This window comes from Microcoleus sp. A003_D6, from assembly GCF_036702825.1.
Lineage (GTDB): Bacteria > Cyanobacteriota > Cyanobacteriia > Cyanobacteriales > Microcoleaceae > Microcoleus.
This window is the reverse complement of sequence record NZ_JAUBWA010000091.1, coordinates 1-16779: the sequence shown is the minus strand read 5'-3', so window position 1 is coordinate 16779 and position 16779 is coordinate 1. Positions and strand designations below refer to the sequence as shown.

Here is a 16779-nt window from a genome sequence, read left to right as displayed (position 1 = left end):
GGCATTCGGCAGAATACTGGAAGTATCGATAAAAAATCAGGCAAAGCGAGGCATAATTTGTGCTGGAGAAGACTGTTGAAGTGGAATTTCGATCGCAAATTCTGCTCCTTTTCCCAGTTCCGAAAAACACTTCAATTCGCCGCCGTGTTGGTTGACAACAATTTCATAGCTAATCGACAATCCCAAACCGGTTCCTTGGCCGACCGGCTTGGTAGTAAAGAAAGGATCGAATAACCGCTTCCGAACATCTTCGGTCATCCCCGGGCCGTTGTCATAAATCCTAATTATTACCTTTTTTCCCTCGATTAACTCCGTGCGAATCCGAATGGCAGGAATTAGGTCGGTAGAGTTAGACATTGAAGATTGAGTGTTTGCATTGCAAGGCTTTTGCTCGCCTATTTGCGAATTTTTCTGATTTTTTTCATCAATATTTTCGTGTTTTTTCCACTCAATAAGAGCGTAAATGGCATTAACTAAAATATTCATAAATACCTGATTGAGCTGTCCTGGATAGCACTGCACCAGCGGCAAATCGCTGTATTCTTGGTGAATTTCGATCGCCTCCTGCCCGGGTTTCCCTTTAAGCTGGCTTTGCAAAAGCATAATCGTGTTGTTGATACCGTCGTGAATGTTGACCTGCTTCATTTGAGCTTCGTCTAACCTGCAAAAATTTCGCAGCGACAAAACGATATCGCGCACTCTTTCTGCACCTTGCTGCATGGAATTTAACACTCTCGGCAAGTCTTCCAGCAAATAATCGAGTTCGATTTTTTCTGATTCGGCTTCAATTGCTGCGATGGGTTCGGAACAGTGCTGCCGGTAGATATCGAGCATCCGCATTAAACCTTGCGTGTACTCTTTAGCGTGGTATAAATTGCTGGATATAAAGCCGATCGGGTTGTTAATTTCGTGAGCTACTCCTGCTACTAATTGCCCCAAAGAAGACATTTTCTCTGTTTGAATTAGTTGAGTTTGAGTGCGCTGAAGTTCCAGCAGGGCAAGTTCGAGCTGTTGGGCTTGATGCCTCAATTGTGCTTGGGATTCCCGCATCGCCACGGTTGCTAACTCGTGAATTTGCAACTGAGAAAGTAGCAGTTGGTGCACGTCTAAAAGTTTGTAAGTTTCCGGTTCTACTTGTACTACAATGGGTTCGTGGATTAGTTCGGGCGATCGCTCCAAAGACTGCCGCACTGCCGTCATAATAGAAGTTTGGCGATCGAGAACCAACATATCAGTTTTAGTAAAGCGGTAGAGTATGAACAAAGGCTGTTGAGAAAATAACTCCAAGCTGTAGGGGCGGCTCATGTGTTCAAAATAACGCCGCCGCGAAATCATCCCTATAAACTTTCCTTGCTGAGTGATGATGATGCCGGGAACTAAAGGGTTTGCTTGAAAAATTGTAGCAACTTCGTCCCCCTGACACTCAGATTCTAGGAAAAAGTCGTACAGGGTTAATTCCTGTAGAGTCGATCGCAAACCAAGCCGCGATTTCAGGGGACTCAACCCGTCAGTTTCATGCACTGCTCCCTCCTTTGGTAATTGGCAGTTACGGTTGGCTGCTGGAGTATTGCGTACTATTTGGACTGCATTTTTGACTCTTTTTATAGCTGGGAAATCAACTCTACTCTGCTCGATCTAATCCAGTTAATGCAGCAGGATTTTTTTTGCATAAAATCGTGCTGGTGTCACCCGAAACGATATTGCAGGTTAGATTAATTTAACAGCATACACCCCTTTGAAACCTGGCTATTTACTAAAATTTATCTGTCCAAGATTCTACTAATCCGAATATAGCAGTTATAACTACCTTTAATGTTTCCTGAGATTAATCGGGTTCCGATTGATAGACATTTGCGACCTGTGACAGTACATTTGGTATTACCCCTTGCGTAAAATTATATTACAATAAGACAAGAATAGCGACAAATCGGCAGGCGATCGCCCCAAGAGAGAATTCAGGCAAAACTGGTTTCGGGGAATTGCCAAGAAATGTCAATTGTCAGTTTTGTCGGACAAATGCCGATCGCACTCAACCCGGGAATTGTATTGCAGGTAGTCTCCGAGCCAGCGACAGCCGACTGCGAGCAATTTGTCAAGTTCGGTAGCTTCCACTTTAGCAGCATCGAGACTCCAAAGCTTCACCGACGAAATTTTCCCGGCAGATGCTAAAGTTGTGCGATCGCAACTAAAACTCACGCTCCACACATCCGCTTGATTTCCCTTAAAAGTTGGCAGTAAAGTACCGTCGGGCTGCCAACTTGATTCAAATTCTGTCGCTGGCAAATCGGACACGGGAAATAAAGAGGAAGCAGAAGGAAATAATTGTATTTTACCCGATTTTTCCCCAACCTCCACTTCAATTTGAGGAAGTTAGTTTAATTGCGATAATATTTCGATCGTTATTATTTCTCCTCCCCCTTTATTTTAGGCAATTCTCATTAGAAACTCTAAGATGTTGATTTGAGGAACCTCGGGGGGTCGGGTTTGGTGTGGCCATCGCACTGAACTAAATTGAAATAACACTTGAGGAAAGTAAGCGACGGTTTCCATGTGCGGTTTGCCGAACTAAATGTGCTAACTCTATAAACGGCGGGGCGATCGCACTTTCAGTACAATGTCAGTATTTCAACCTGTACATATGTTGAGTCTCAGTCTCTGAGAGTGTGAATGTCCGTCTAATCGTTTGGCTGTCTGGATCTGAGGTTTTTGAAAGGTGGGCCGGTGCGAAGCCCAGAAGCAGACTGTCAACCAAGCGGCACAAGGAGAGAGGGACAGGCGGGAGAAGCCCAGAAGCGAGAGAGTGAGGGAATTTTCATCATCATATCTTGATAAAATTACGACAGCAGCAGCAATATCACCCAAAAGAATGATTTATCGACAAAAAGTGGCGTGTTATATTTCTATATAATTCTATACAAAAATACTTTTACCTAAAAGGAGAACACAAAATGGACACACCTACAGATCGCCTACAAGAACCGGTCGGGGCAAGAGAACTCGAATCAATACCTGTATCTGAAAAAGTTTCTGCCGACAAAGTTACTCAGGTTAATTTTGAAACGACTCATGCAGAAACCCCTGCTTATACTCAGGAAAAAGTTAGCGTCGAGGAGTTGAAGATTAACGGCAACGATTTGGTTGCTAAAGTTAAAGAACTGATTCACGAAGGCAATATCCGCCGCATCATTATCAAAAATGAAGAGGGACGGATCTTGGTAGAAGTTCCTCTGACGGTGGGAGTAGTCGGCGGAGTCATCGGTGCTGCCTTGTTTCCAGTCATTGCAGCAGTAGGAGCGATCGGTGCATTAGTCGCTCAAATGACCATCATCATCGAAAGAACACAGTAAAAAAACTGAGTTGTTAGTAATAGCTGATGTCCGGTTAATTTCCCTTAATCAAGCTTGTTATTAGTGAGTAGGATGTCCTATTTTTATGGACGATAAAAAAATTGCCTTATCGCTGCTAACTTAATTGTGGTTATCTAACCGGACTTAAACAAATTTCAAGCCCAAACAGGCTTTATAATAAATAGATGGTTGGTAACTGTTACTGCTTCCTTCTCTGTTTTGCCGATTTCACGCCATGTATTGTCTTCCCTCTCATACCAATTTAATGTGAAGTTGCACATATCTCGATCCCCCTCGCATCCCCCTTAAGAAGGGGAGTAGGGGTTGACTTTGAACGGAATCTTGTCCCCCCCCTTAAGAAGGGGGGCTAGGCAGGGTGGTTTTATTGTGGGGAGAAGAAATCTGAAACGACAGAAAGCACCACTCAAAGCTCGCGTCTGGGACGCAACTGTTATATTAATAAAGGTACGTAGTTGGGCTTTAGCCCTCTTTCTATATACGTCTCAAGAGGGCTAAAGCCCAACTACGTACCTATTTCTAGGATGACAATTAATCCACCCTGCTTCTTAAGGGGGGCTAGGGGGGATCGGATTCTATGCAGCCTCATAAAAAATTGGTATCAGGCACTAAAGTTGCCACTTTTAAGGGCGATATGAATCATCTATGATGAGGCTAAATCCTCGACTAATCCTGGTTTGGTGGCGCTGATTCATTACCTCCAGGCAACGTTGATTCATTTCACTGAATGACCGAGGCGCTGCTCTTAAAAAATAGTGTAATTTGTAGTAAGGAATGAGAATTAAATAACTTACACAAATTTGTGGGGAGTAGGGGTTGGGCGGGATCTCCCGCCCTTTTTGGACGGGCGGGACGCCCATCCCACAATAACAATTAAAATTGTAAGTTATTTAATTTGCGATCCTTAGCCCGTATTCTTTGTTTGAGTCCGGCTAATCCTATTCCTTTAGGGGACTCAACCAATCACTCTGAGGGTAGAGCCTGGTTAATGCGTTGGCGAGTTAGATTCTATACAGATGAAGGGAAAACCAAAAGTTCTCTAAACTACCTAAGCAGAAAGCTGTTAAGCATTTAAAGTGGGTATGAGCAAAACACCCAACGCTTAAATCTGAATCTAGAAAATGAATTGAAATAAGTGATTTAAATGCTCAACAGCTTAGCTCAAGTTTTCAAACGAGAGCATCTGCTACAGACAAATATTTTTTGAATAGTTGTGACGAAGATAATTATGAAACCTAACGAAGAAAATAGCTCTAGCCGTGAAATTCATCAAGAAGTTCACACAGATGCAACTAACGGTCAGGTAAGGACAACGCGAACCACTACAAGTGTTCCGAGTACAACTGCTAAGGCTTCTCAAGAAGCAGCTCATCACCAAGGTTACGTAAAGGGTGAAATGGCGGAAAACCACCGTCAACTTGGAGTCCAAGAAGTCCGCGATAATGAGAATGCTGGTCGCGGGTTACTGTTAGGGATTCTTCTTGCTTCTTTGGCCGGCTTAGTTCTGGGCAGTGTATATTACTTTAATCGGGGCCAGGAGGCTCCTACTCCTACTGCTGCTCCTGTGATTGTTGTACCGAAAGCGAATCAGCCTTCAGCAACACCTGCTCCGACTCGGATTATAGAGAGAGAAAAAACGATCGTTGAAAAGGCTGTTCCGGTTCAACCATCTCCAGTTCAAAAGGCTACGCCTGCTACTCAACCAAGTCCCGCTCAAAACGCAACTCCGACTCCTCAACAAAGTCCGGCTCCCAATATCAATATTACAATTCCAAATTCACAGCAGCAAGATGCACCCGCTCAGCAAGCAGCGCCGTCTCCATCTTCGCCGTCAAATAATACCAATACTGCGGTTCCGAATTCGCAGAACGAGCCAGCTACCACTCCGCCAACTCCAGCACCAGAGAGTTCAGCTACTCCATCTCCAACTCCAAATGATGGCGCTTCTGGAGCAGGTACCAGCGGCGAAACTAATACGCAAAGCCAGACCGATTCTAATCCTACGGGTACGGCTGTACCTGATAGCAACTCCGGCGCAGAGGGTGCGACTGGTTCACAGAAATAGAAGTTGGATGTCGAATTAGTCCGCCTGGGGTTCAAACCCCAGATTCATAGCTAAAGTCCTTTAAAGAGGACTTTTTTTTATGGTTTAAATGGATTTTTCTTCACTCAAACCAGGATTAGCGGGACTTAGACAAAAACTGAGGCGAAAATGGCTTCAAACTGAGATGTTGCACCATTTTCAAGAACAGGCTTTCCGGCCTGTTCCACAAAGAGTAGATTTTCTTGTGGGGTGGGCATCCTGCCCGCCCTGAAAGGATTATTGAGAATGGTGCAATATCTCAGACTAGCCGGACATCGCGGCTGAACTCAAGAAACCGGGTTTCTGCGATCGCGAACCGATCGATCGTGCAAACATATCCTAAGAAACAGTTTGGTGAGCTAAATTAACTTTCCCTAAAGCCATCTTCCTGCTGTCAAAGAGTTTCATAACCCCGGAGGAAATGGTCTCGATTACATCGGGAGCGCAGTAAGACAGAAACTCTTCCGACGAAATATGACCGGCAAAAAAATCTTGAGCTTTCTTCAAAAAGTTTTCAGTTTCAGCAAAGCCGATAGATTTGATAATAAACGTAGCTACGGGAGAGTTTTTAATATCATAGGGAGATTCTTGATTGCGTCCTATTGCTAACAAATTTAAAACCTCTTTTTGCAACTGACTTTCTAAGGCGTAGGCGATCTGTCTGTTGGGCAAGTAATCCTCCAACACCGATGTTTTGAATCCAGGTGCGCGCAATTCTCCCATCATAGTTGAAAGCGGAATATCGCGCCCCAAACGGTAGGAAAGGGCTTCTAAAATGGCGATGGTAATTAGCTTGATACCCAGATAAAGTTTAGCAACTGCAATATTTTTTCGAGTTTGGGCAATCAGGTTAGCGTAGGTTTCATCGTCCGGCTCTTGCATAAAGTGCTGGAAAACCAGTTCGGGTTTGAGGAAGTTCAAAAATCCTTCCATCTTTTGTAAAGACCTGCGATATCCGGCAACAGTATAGGAATTGACATTGCTCAATTCGTGGTTGGTTTCCGGCATCAAGTTCCAGGTATTGTCTAAGAAATTAGAGGAATTTGGAGAGGCAAAATTCTCTACATCCCGATTTGCTAACCTGACAGAACGCTTGACAATTTCTGCGGTTTCGGCATCAGTCCATCCGAAATTAAAATCGCGATTTATACTTACCAACCGCTGGTGCAAAAGTTCGATCGCGCTCAAACCGCTGGGCGAAACTGGACGAAAAGGAATAGTAGCTTCGATGCAAGCGGCGATTTCGGCGATCGTACTAGCTGGCAAAAAAGGCTCCAGAGATTTGCCAGCAATAACGGCGCTCAAAAATTCGTTTTGGCCGGCAAACGGAGAGAGAATCTTACCGGGTGCAAACCCAAATACTGAGGCCACGAGCTGATACATGGCATCGTTAGGTAGTTCGGTTTCATCTCTAATAACTAACTGCGCTCGCACCTCTTTGACAAAAGGACAAAGGGCGCTGCTAATATTGAAACTAACGCCCTGATCGACTTGCACGTATACAAGGTCGTGAAACAGCGCAGCCAGCACCTCGATCGGATCGACTGACCCCCCGACCTCAAAAATGTGTTCCGACGTGTGAAAGTAGCGCCAAGGCCCCCTCATAGTTTGAATAATTAGCTCGGCTATCTGCTCCAGCTTCGGAATGTCTACTCGACCTCCCAATTGCTCGATCGAGCTTACCAAACAATCCAAACACCGTTTTTGTTCTCCGAAAAGCTCCATTTACGCACCTCCCGTGCATTCCCTGATTGTCTTGCGCGCTTATTGAATGGTATCAAAACGCGCTGCGATCGTGCCATCGCTCTCTCCTCAAAACTTGCAAATGTCAACAGTCCGATCGAGGGGTAAAAGGCAGAGGGGAAGAGAGGGAGAGAGGGAGAGACCGAGAGGGGAAAATTAAAAATTAAAAATTTGCGGCGATTCCCGGAACTAGGGCGATCTGTATCATTCGTAACAGTAGATTTGACCCGTTAGTTAAGAACCGCAAGCTGGGTAAATCTCAAAAAAATCCGGTTTCTAGGATCGATTTGGGGTCGATCGAATATCTGGCCAGCAGAAACCGGATTTCCCGGGCGCGGAACGATGAATTTTCAGCTTTTAGAGAGATGCAAAAACTCGCCCGATCGCTACACTATGATTAACTAGGAACTCAGCAATTTGGGAGAAGAGGTGAATTGAAATTCGTGTCCGACCCGCGAATAACAGTCAAAATCCGCAAAATGAACGAGCGGGTGCGGTGGCAAGAACAGTCGATCGTCGCTCGGGCGATCGACCAAACTAAAATTATTTTGGACGATGGAGTTGCAGACAATCCTGAGTTTTCGTTTTTAGTCGCAGGCGACAGCGGCACGGGCAACCACCGCGGCCACAATCCCCAGCGGCAAGTGGCCGAACTGATGCTCTCGGAGCGCGAAAGTTGCCGTTTCCTCCTCCACACCGGCGATGTAGTTTATCTCGTCGGTTCCAGCGAATATTACTTGCAAAACTTTATTAACCCCTACCGAGAATTTATAGTCGGCGGCGAGCAACCCTCTCGGATTGCCTACGATCGCATGGTGTTTAACTTTCCGTTTTTGCCAGTACCGGGAAACCACGACTATTACGACTTGCCCATAGTCTACGGCATTCTGTCGGCGACAGCTTTGCCGCTGCGCCGGCTGTTGGGTTCCAAGTTGGATCTCGATGTCGGCTGGCACGGTTCCGATCGCGGAAATACCTACGCTAAAGCGTTTCTCGACTACCTCAAAGCTCACAAATTACCGGGAGAACTCGATCGCCACCTAGACGCCCGCTACACCGCCAGCACCAGCACAGGCCGCTGCATCCGCTACCAACCCGGACGCTTTACCCGCTTACCCAACCGCTATTACACGTTCCGCAGCGGCGGTATAGACTTTTTCGCCCTCGACTCCAACACCTTCAACGAACCGTTACCGATCCCGAAAACCAAACAGGGCGACATTCGCCGCCAGAATTTGGAACTCGATCGCCAGAAGTTGGAACAAGAAAAATTGGCATTGCTCGAAATGTGCGATCGGCTGAACCCCCAAATTCCCGAGGAAGCCGAACAGCTAGACGACTTGGCCGCCAAATTAGAGCAAGTTGACGAAATCCTGATCGATATTGACAAACAACTGTCGCCCGACAAAACAGCTACGGACGTTGAACAGCTCGAATGGCTCAAAAGGCGGCTGATTGACTCTTGGCGCGATTCAGAGGTGCGGGGGCGGGTAATTTACCTGCACCATCCCCCCTACGTGACCGAGGCGACAAAGTGGAATCAAGCCCAAACTCTGGCGGTTCGGTTGCGGTTGCGCGAGGTACTCGACGGGGTGGCGGATGCAGTTGGGGAGGCGGCGCGGGGTCGTCCGCTAGTAGATTTGGTGCTGACGGGGCACGCCCACTGTTTGGAATACCTGCGGACTGGGGATACCGGACACGGCGACTCTGGGATTAATTGGATTGTCTGCGGGGGAAGCGGCCACAGTCTCCGCCGCCAGCGCCCGGAAGGGTCGGTTTTGCAGGAAGCATCGAGTCCAGAAGCTTATCGTTCGGCGCGGGAGGGCGGGCGATCGCAAAAAGGCGATCGAGGGATAGCGGAATCTTTGCTATTTGTCGGCCGCAGCGGTCAAGGTTCCCACAAACGCCGTCCTTATTCGTGTTTGCGGATTGATGTTTTGGGCGGGTGTCCGCCCAAGTTCCGCATCAGACCTTTGGTTGTCGAACGATTTGAGGGGAAATGGCAGGATATCTCGATCGAACCTTTTGTGATTTAACTTTCGTTTTTCTGCAAGTCTCGATCGCCTTAAAAAGGTGGACGTTGACCGGTATCGCGGTCGGTGGGTAGCAATGCTGATTTCTATGCACGTGAGCTATCTCAATGAAGAAAAGCGGGGAGAGTAGAAGGAACTCGACGAATTTTTGGACGAACAACTCGAAAATCAAAAAAAGTGGCGCGAGGAGTTGAAGATTTCTCAACAAGAGGCAGAATCAGCTTATGCTTTTTTCCAGTGGTGCGATCGGCTATCATTAATTCTTTGCAGCCGCGAGTTGCCGGCCGGAGAACGAGCTTTAGAAATTAGTGTCGGCCCCGACGGCAAGCGCTACGATATTGTACAGAACAACAACGAACTCGTGACTGTAACTCCTTGGCCATTTGAAGACGATAAGTTTACTGTGAACGTCGAAGCGTGCCACTTAGATCGAGTCAAGTTCGACAGCAACAAGGAAATCAAGGAAGCGCGGCACAAAGCTCTGCACGAAGTCTTAGAGTGGACTTTTGTCAAGTCTTAATTAAACCTCTAGCAGAAATAGTGCAGCATTTTAGGTTTGTAGTGAGGACTTTAGTCCTCATAAAGTTCTGAAGACTAAAGTCCTCACTACAAACCAATTTGATTGTTGTTGCTCGACCAGACATAATATTACCAATTACCCATTAGCAACCATGAAACGTTCAGCCTGCCTCATTTTTAATCCCGTCGCCGGCAACAGCAACCCCGACCAAGACTTAGCTAAAATTCAGGAACTTTTAGAGCCTTTTATTGACTTAGACATTCGGCTGACAACCCGAGAAGTAGACGCAGATCAAATCGCCCGCGAAGCAGTTGCTAGGGGAGTTGAGGAAATTATTGCTTCCGGGGGTGACGGCACATTATCCGCAGTTGCTGGGGCGATTGTCAGCACAAATATTCCTTTAGGAATTATTTCGCGGGGAACTGCTAATGCTTTTGCTAATGCTTTAAACCTTCCAAATACAATTGAAGCAGCCTGCGCAACTATTTTGGGAGGGTTGACGCGGGTGGTGGATGCCGCACTTTGCAACGGTAAAATGCCGATGGTTTTGTTATCTGGAGTGGGTTTTGAGGCGGAAACTGTCGAACTTGCCGATCGCGAAATGAAGAATCGCTGGGGAATGCTGGCTTACATTCTGTCAGGAATTAAACAGTTAAACAATTTAGAAAGATTTGAAGCGGAAATCGAAACAGAAGATAAAATTATCAGCGTTACTGCTGTGGCGGTGACGGTAGCGAATGCAGCGCCGCCTACTTCCATTTTAGCTCAAGGCCCGGCGGGGATTATTTTTGACGACGGCTTGCTGGATGTGACGCTGGTTGCGCCTCAGAATAAAGCTGGGGCGATCGCAGCTTCTTATCACCTATTGCAAACAGCTTTGAGCGGCAATCCTACGGATCGCGACGACATCGGTTATTTGCGCGCCAAAAAAGTAACAATTAGTGCCGATCCTGCTCAAAAAGTGGTTGTAGACGGGGAAATCTTCGGCATGACTCCGGTTTCTATTGAGTGCATTCCGGGAGGTTTAACTATTTTTGTACCGCGAGTTGAAGAAGAGCCACTCATAGAAAAACTCACCGGTTTAGCGGACCTCGAAGTTACATTGAAGTAGAATTAGCTTGTAGAAAAATCAATTTCGGCGGTTAGAAACCGCATCTACACCAACAAAGTCCCAGCAGAGGGGGACTGGAGGGAGACCGCAGGGGCGGTCTTTTGTTTTTAGGCTTCTAAGATTTGGCGAATGCGGCGCTCCAAAAGTTCGAGATCGAGTCCACCTTCATCGCGGCTGATGCGGCGCACGGTGACGTTAACATTGCTCAAATCGGCCAGTAAATCTTGGAGGATTTCTTGTTGTTGGCGAGCTTGAGTAATTTCGCGCGGTTCTTGCACCAAATCGCGGACGATCGTATCTTCAGCGCGGGAAGCAACGATCGGGTCTGCTTCGCCGTCTACGTGCACGAAAGTGCGCCGTCCGGGGCCGCGTTCTGCTTCGATGGGGATTACTGCTGTTACTCGATCGGAGCGTACATATTTGCCAAATCCCAGGTGGACTAAGACAGAAGATTGTATTTTCATAGATAGCAAGATTTATTTGTTAGTTATCTCTATTTTAACTTTTAGAACTACGATATGACCACTAATTTCAGAGCTATTTATACTACAACATATGTCGGTTTTTTCGATGTTTTATAGTTGGCAATTCTTCTAAAATATGCTAAGTTAATTAACTGGATATAACTTACCAACTGTGGGTCAGAAACCGGGTTTTTTACGAAAATACTTCGCTCCTAAGCTGTTACGCATTTAAACCATTAACGATCCAGGTAAGGTGCGTCAGAAGCGAACATTGACATACATGGGAAACGCTTATGTACTGACGCACCCTACTATCCTCCTTTAAATGCCGCACAGCTTACCAGCAGATTCGGTAAAAACCCGGTTTCTTTGGTCGGAGCGCGTAAATCCTGTTAACATAAAAATAGAGCAGTTTGCGATCGCCCGCAGCGCATTTCAGGGACACAGCCTACCGATTCTAGATTTGAGCATTACTTTCACGGAAAAACAGGAAAGCCTAAATCATGCTAATTAGTCTCGACTTAGTTATCAGCCTCCTGACGGCAATTCCCTTCGGCACCATCAAAGACAAGTTTCAGCGCAACGAAACTGTCATCAAATTATTAAAAAGATTTAACCTCGACCCCGATGCTCCGCCGGCAGATTTTAGCGGAGTTTATGTTTATACTTTAGTAGAGTACGGCGCTGGCAAACCCAAGCAGATTTTAGAACTGTTTCGCCAAAAAGAGATTGAATCAGCATTTCGCAAAGCCTTCGAGTCCGATAGCCCAGCGATTTTAATTAAAGCTGGCGATGAATATCTGAATGAGAGTGCTTTAGGCAAAGAAATGCGAGATTTAGGCATTGACCCCCAACGGGAATTCATGGCATTTGCGGCCGTGTTTATGGAAGTCGCAAAGCGGACGCGGACGCTGGGAGATGTGATGGTGGGAAATGCACTCGCCTCTTTGCAAAAACGCCTATCTATGGTAATGGATCGCATCGAACGCCTCCCCACTCTCGAAGGAATTCGCACCGAATTTGCACGACTGGAAGCTGAAGATTATCCCGCACTTCCCGCAGCCGAATCAAGCAATATCCAAAAGTCTAAAGTTTTTATTTTATCGCAACAAGTTCGAGGTTGGTTTGAAACTTTAAGTTATCGGTTTGAGAAATATGAAATTTGGGAAGATAACTATTTTGAATGGATTATCAATGTTCCCGTCAGACGCAATCGGTACGATCGCATTTTAGTGCGCGGAATTGCCGGAGAAGCGGGACTCAGAGATATCTCAGCTTTGCGCGAGTCGGTGGAAAAACAGCGCACCGATGAAGGATGGTTAGTCACCGCCCGCCGCATCAGTCGCGCGGCGCGGGATGAAGTAGATAAACCAGAAAATCGCGATCTAGCTTGCTATACTTTTGATGAATTACTCGACCAAGATGCCGATTTTACCGCTTATCTGGATTGGCTAGAAACAGAAATTACCAGCCGAGAAATTGATACCAAATATGTGCCGCTAGCTTGTACGAAAGAAGAAATTGACCCCGATACTCACCGCAAGATAGGCGTGAGTCATTATGGCGATCGAGATGGCTGGATCGAAGGTTATATTGACCTGTGGTTGGATGACCCAGTTAAAGAACATATTTCAGTTTTAGGAGAATTTGGGACGGGGAAAACTTGGTTTGCAATGCACTATGCTTGGATGGCGTTGCAACGCTACCGAGATGCTCAAAAACGCGGCTTAGAACGTCCGCGTTTGCCGTTAGTAATTCCGCTGCGGGATTACGCCAAAGCCGTTAGTGTCGAGTCGCTATTTTCCGAGTTTTTCTTTCGGAAACACGAGATACCTCTGGCGGGTTATTCTGCCTTTGAACAACTCAATCGCATGGGCAAATTCCTGTTGATTTTCGATGGTTTTGATGAAATGGCCGCTAAGTGCGATCGGCAAGAAACCATCAACAACTTCTGGGAACTAGCAAAAACCGTCGTTCCCGGCGCAAAAGTCATCCTCACTTGCCGTACCGAACACTTTCCTGAAGGCAAGGAAGGACGGGCATTATTCAATGCCGAACTGCAAGCATCAACAACCATTTTAACAGGTGAAACTCCCCAATTTGAAGTCTTAGAATTAGAGAAATTTAACGACGAGCAAATTGGGCAAGCGCTGTCATTTCAAACAGAAGCGGCGACTGTGGAAAAAGTGATGGGAAACCCGCAGTTATTGGATTTAGCGCGTCGCCCGGTGATGACCGAGTTAATTTTGGAAGCATTGCCGGATATTGAAGCTGGAAAACCAGTGGATATGTCGCGGATCTATCTGTATGCGGTGCGGCGGAAGATAGAGAGAGATATTAAAGCTGAACGGACTTTTACTTCGTTAGCAGATAAACTTTACTTTTTGTGCGAACTGTCTTGGGAAATGCTGTCTACCGACCAAATGAGTATCAATTATCGCGGTTTTCCCGATCGCATTCGCAACCTGTTTGGTTCCGTCGTGCAAGAGGAAAAAGACTTAGACCACTGGCACTATGACATGATGGGTCAGACAATGCTAATCCGCAATGCAGATGGCGATTATACTCCGGCCCACCGTTCGTTATTAGAGTTTTTTGTCGCTTACAAATTTGCAGCGGAATTGGGAGTTTTGGCGGCAGATTTTACCGAATTAGTTGCGCCCGAACAGTCTTGTTTAGATCCTAATGCAGCGCCTCAAGAATACACTTGGTCTAATTATTGTCGGCTGCAAGCCCAGAAGAGAAATAATGGTGAGCTTATTGCGCCTTTGAAAGGATTTGCTGCGGAAGATTTAGGACAACTCCGTCAGAGTTTCGGACACGCGCCGCTGACGAAGGCTGTAATGGATTTGTTGTTGCCGATGCTTTCTGAAACCGGGGTTTTGCCGCTTATGGAAATTCTGGAAGCAACGCGAGGCAAAACTGAAAGCGAGGTGGGTTATGTGGGAGGAAATGCGGCGACGTTGTTGTTAAAAAATGACAAGACTGCTTTAGAAGGTAAAGACCTCTCTAGTGCCGTTATTTTAGGTGCTGATTTTACAAATGCGACGCTGCGCCACGTCAATTTTGCTGAAGCGAATTTGGCTAATTCTGCTTTTACTAAAATCTTCGGCAGTGTTCGGTCAGTAATATTTAGTCCTGATGGCAAACTGTTAGCTACAGGTGATAGTGATGGCGTAGTTCGCTTGTGGGAAGCTAGCAGTTGCAGAGAAATATTGACCTGTAAAGGACATACCAACATCGTGGAGTCTGTCGCCTTCAGTCCTGATGGTAAGATACTTGCTAGCGGCAGTTATGACAAAACAATTAGGCTGTGGGATGCTAGCAGTGGTGAATGTTTAAAAGTTTTGCAGGGACATAGCGAATCAGTCATGTCAGTCACCTTCAATCCTGATGGAAATATACTCGCTAGTGGGAGTTTCGATCGCACGATAAGGTTATGGAATATCTACACTGGTGAATGCTTCAAAATTTTGGATTGTCATACTAAAGTTGTGCTTTCATTGGCTTTCCATCCTGCTGGTGAGATGCTTGCCAGTGGAAGTGGCGACCAAACAGTGAGGGTGTGGAATATTGGTACTGGTGAATGCCTGAAAATTTTGCACGGTCATACTAAAAACGTGTTTTCAGTTGCTTTCAATGCTGCTGGTGAAATACTTGCTAGTGGAAGCGGCGACAAAACAGTGAGGCTGTGGAATATTGATAGCGGTGAATGTCTCAAAACTTTGGAAGGACATTTGGGTCAAGTACGGTCAGTAGCCTTCAGTCCAAATGGCGAAATACTCGCAAGTGGAAGTTACGATCAAACAGCGAAACTGTGGGATATCAAGACTGGCGAATGCTTGAATACTTTGCAAGGGCATTGTAATCAAGTAGGGTCAGTGGCTTTCCATCCTGCTGGTGAAATACTTGTTAGCGGTAGTTACGATCAAACGCTGAGGCTGTGGGCTATTAACAGCGGTGAATGCTTGAATACGTTGCAAGGGCATAGCACTCAAGTAAGGTCAGTAGCCTTTAGTCCAAACGGTCAAATGCTTGCCAGCGGCGATGACGAAAAAACAGTCAAGCTGTGGGATGTCAAGACTGGTGAATGCCTCCAAATCTTGCAGGGTCATCTCGATCGGGTACATTTAGTTGCCTTCCATCCAAACGGTGAAATACTTGCTAGCGGAAGTTATGACCAAACGCTGAGGCTGTGGGATGTTAGCAGTGGTGAATGCCTCCATACTTTGCCAGAGTGTGGAAAGGAAGTACGCTCAATCGCCTTTAGTCCTTCGGGTGAAATACTTGCCAGTGGTAGTTATGACCAAACGGTGAGGCTGTGGGATATCCGCAGTGGTGAATGCCTCAAAACCTCGCAAGGACATAACAGTTCATTATACTCGGTTGCCTTCAGTCCTTTGGGCGAGATATTTGCCAGTACAGGTTATGACGGAACGGTGAGGCTGTGGGATATCCATACTGGTGAATGCCTCCAAATCTTGCAGGGGCATACCGGTTGGGCACGCGCGATCGCCTTTAGCCAAAACGGTGAAATGCTTGCCAGTGGAAGTGTGGATCAAACAGTAAGACTATGGGATATCAACAGCGGTGAATGCCTCAATGTTTTTCACGGGCATACTGATTGGATACGTTCAGTTGCCTTTAGTTATTCGGGTGAGTTAGTTGCTAGTGGAAGTGTCGATAAAACGGTAAGATTATGGAATATTCGTACAGGTGAATGTCTAAAGTTTTTCCAATGTCATACCAGTAGAATTAACTCATTTGCCTTCAATTATGATGGTAAATTGATTGCTACTTGCAGTCGCGATGGTATAATTATGATTTGGGAAATTGAGACCGGTGAGTGCCTCAAAATACTCAAAAGTGACAGGCCTTATGAAAACATGAATATTGCAGGAGTTACGGGTTTAACCGAAGTTGAAAAAGCAACGCTCAAAGCTTTAGGGGCTGTTGAAAATTAATCATCGCAAAGGAGGAAGTATGCAGTCAGCAATACGGATTACCACGAAAGTTCTTGCAGGAAATAAACTTGAAATTCAAGTGCCGCCTGGATCTGTGGGTGAAGAAGTAGAAGTGTTTGTGATTATACCAGAAAAGCCTCAAGGCGGGCGGCGTAAGGTGTTGGAATTGCTTACAGAAATCCGCAGCCGTCATGTCTCCAGAACAGTTGAAGAAATCGATCGGGAACTTCAAGAAGAAAAAAACTCATGGGACAACTAAACCTACCATCCTCTGCTACAATTTACTTGGATACACAAGTCATTATTTACACCGTTGAAGCCAACCCGAATTACTATTCGCTTCTTCTACCCTTGTGGCTGAAGTTTCAAGCAGGTGAAATTGAACTTATGACCAGTGAATTGACGTTGCTGGAAACCTTCTGACGGGGTGACAGGTTGCCTGAAAACCAGACAGCCCGGCAATCCTAGACAAATCGCCTCAAAAAAGATAGAGTAA

Annotated in this window: 11 protein-coding genes and 2 pseudogenes; 8 read left to right on the top strand and 5 right to left on the bottom strand. The window is 46.1% G+C overall.

What is annotated here, in order from left to right; genetic code table 11:
• Positions 1–36: 36 nt before the first annotated feature.
• Positions 37–1521 carry a sensor histidine kinase gene (locus tag QUB70_RS22595; RefSeq protein ID WP_332983567.1) on the bottom strand — a complete coding sequence of 495 codons (1485 nt, stop codon included), beginning with the start codon at positions 1519–1521 and terminating at the stop codon, positions 37–39.
• A gap of 471 nt (positions 1522–1992) precedes the next feature.
• The gene (locus QUB70_RS22590; protein WP_332983566.1) at positions 1993–2355 is read right to left on the bottom strand and encodes a hypothetical protein; all 363 of its coding nucleotides are present in this window, start codon (positions 2353–2355) and stop codon (positions 1993–1995) included.
• Between the two features lie 593 nt (positions 2356–2948).
• Between QUB70_RS22590 and QUB70_RS22585 the strand changes: the two genes are divergently transcribed.
• Positions 2949–3347 (top strand): DUF4342 domain-containing protein, encoded by a 399-nt coding sequence (locus QUB70_RS22585; protein WP_332983565.1) that lies wholly within the window; start codon positions 2949–2951, stop codon positions 3345–3347.
• 625 nt (positions 3348–3972) lie between these two features.
• On the opposite strand, the pseudogene QUB70_RS22580 reads toward QUB70_RS22585, so the two are convergent.
• A pseudogene (locus tag QUB70_RS22580) lies at positions 3973–4141 on the bottom strand (IS701 family transposase); the annotation flags it as partial.
• A 452-nt stretch (positions 4142–4593) separates the two neighbouring features.
• Here QUB70_RS22580 and QUB70_RS22575 point away from each other — a divergent pair.
• Positions 4594–5430: a hypothetical protein gene (locus QUB70_RS22575; RefSeq protein WP_332983564.1), complete on the top strand. Its 837-nt coding sequence runs from the start codon at positions 4594–4596 to the stop codon at positions 5428–5430.
• A gap of 357 nt (positions 5431–5787) precedes the next feature.
• Here QUB70_RS22575 and QUB70_RS22570 read toward each other — a convergent pair whose 3' ends face one another.
• A complete protein-coding gene (locus QUB70_RS22570) occupies positions 5788–7173 on the bottom strand; it encodes a hypothetical protein (RefSeq protein WP_332983562.1) in 1386 nt (461 codons plus the stop codon).
• A gap of 461 nt (positions 7174–7634) precedes the next feature.
• Here QUB70_RS22570 and QUB70_RS22565 point away from each other — a divergent pair, with 461 nt between their 5' ends.
• The 3 genes and pseudogenes from QUB70_RS22565 (at position 7635) to QUB70_RS22555 (ending at position 10855) form a co-directional block, all read left to right on the top strand.
• The gene (locus QUB70_RS22565; RefSeq protein WP_332983587.1) at positions 7635–9227 is read left to right on the top strand and encodes a metallophosphoesterase family protein; all 1593 of its coding nucleotides are present in this window, start codon (positions 7635–7637) and stop codon (positions 9225–9227) included.
• A 37-nt stretch (positions 9228–9264) separates the two neighbouring features.
• A pseudogene (locus tag QUB70_RS22560) lies at positions 9265–9744 on the top strand (DUF3891 family protein).
• Between the two features lie 151 nt (positions 9745–9895).
• Positions 9896–10855 (top strand): YegS/Rv2252/BmrU family lipid kinase, encoded by a 960-nt coding sequence (locus tag QUB70_RS22555; RefSeq protein ID WP_332983561.1) that lies wholly within the window; start codon positions 9896–9898, stop codon positions 10853–10855.
• A gap of 107 nt (positions 10856–10962) precedes the next feature.
• Here the strand turns inward: QUB70_RS22555 and QUB70_RS22550 are convergent, their stop codons facing one another.
• Entirely contained in the window at positions 10963–11319 is a 357-nt protein-coding gene (locus QUB70_RS22550) for a hypothetical protein (protein WP_332983560.1), read from the bottom strand.
• A 325-nt stretch (positions 11320–11644) separates the two neighbouring features.
• On the opposite strand from QUB70_RS22550, the gene QUB70_RS22545 reads away from it, so the two are divergent.
• From QUB70_RS22545 to QUB70_RS22535, 3 genes are read left to right on the top strand one after another with little or no spacing between them, the layout of a single operon-like run.
• Complete coding sequence (locus QUB70_RS22545; RefSeq protein ID WP_332983559.1) at positions 11645–11833, top strand: hypothetical protein; 189 nt, start codon at positions 11645–11647, stop codon at positions 11831–11833.
• Positions 11823–16283 (top strand): NACHT domain-containing protein, encoded by a 4461-nt coding sequence (locus QUB70_RS22540; RefSeq protein ID WP_332983557.1) that lies wholly within the window; start codon positions 11823–11825, stop codon positions 16281–16283. The genes QUB70_RS22545 and QUB70_RS22540 overlap by 11 nt, the downstream gene beginning before the upstream one ends.
• A gap of 19 nt (positions 16284–16302) precedes the next feature.
• On the top strand, positions 16303–16542 hold the full coding sequence (locus tag QUB70_RS22535; protein ID WP_332983556.1) for a hypothetical protein: 240 nt from the start codon (positions 16303–16305) through the stop codon (positions 16540–16542).
• Positions 16543–16779: the final 237 nt, after the last annotated feature.

What these genes read in the sequence shown, in the direction of transcription:
- QUB70_RS22575 (WP_332983564.1), top strand. Translation starts at nt 4,594, where the DNA reads ATGAAACCTAACGAAGAAAATAGCTCTAGCCGTGAAATTCATCAAGAA.
- QUB70_RS22570 (WP_332983562.1), bottom strand. Translation starts at nt 7,173, where the DNA reads ATGGAGCTTTTCGGAGAACAAAAACGGTGTTTGGATTGTTTGGTAAGC.
- QUB70_RS22535 (WP_332983556.1), top strand. Translation starts at nt 16,303, where the DNA reads ATGCAGTCAGCAATACGGATTACCACGAAAGTTCTTGCAGGAAATAAA.
- QUB70_RS22540 (WP_332983557.1), top strand. Translation starts at nt 11,823, where the DNA reads ATGCTAATTAGTCTCGACTTAGTTATCAGCCTCCTGACGGCAATTCCC.
- QUB70_RS22585 (WP_332983565.1), top strand. Translation starts at nt 2,949, where the DNA reads ATGGACACACCTACAGATCGCCTACAAGAACCGGTCGGGGCAAGAGAA.
- QUB70_RS22545 (WP_332983559.1), top strand. Translation starts at nt 11,645, where the DNA reads ATGCCGCACAGCTTACCAGCAGATTCGGTAAAAACCCGGTTTCTTTGG.
- QUB70_RS22550 (WP_332983560.1), bottom strand. Translation starts at nt 11,319, where the DNA reads ATGAAAATACAATCTTCTGTCTTAGTCCACCTGGGATTTGGCAAATAT.
- QUB70_RS22555 (WP_332983561.1), top strand. Translation starts at nt 9,896, where the DNA reads ATGAAACGTTCAGCCTGCCTCATTTTTAATCCCGTCGCCGGCAACAGC.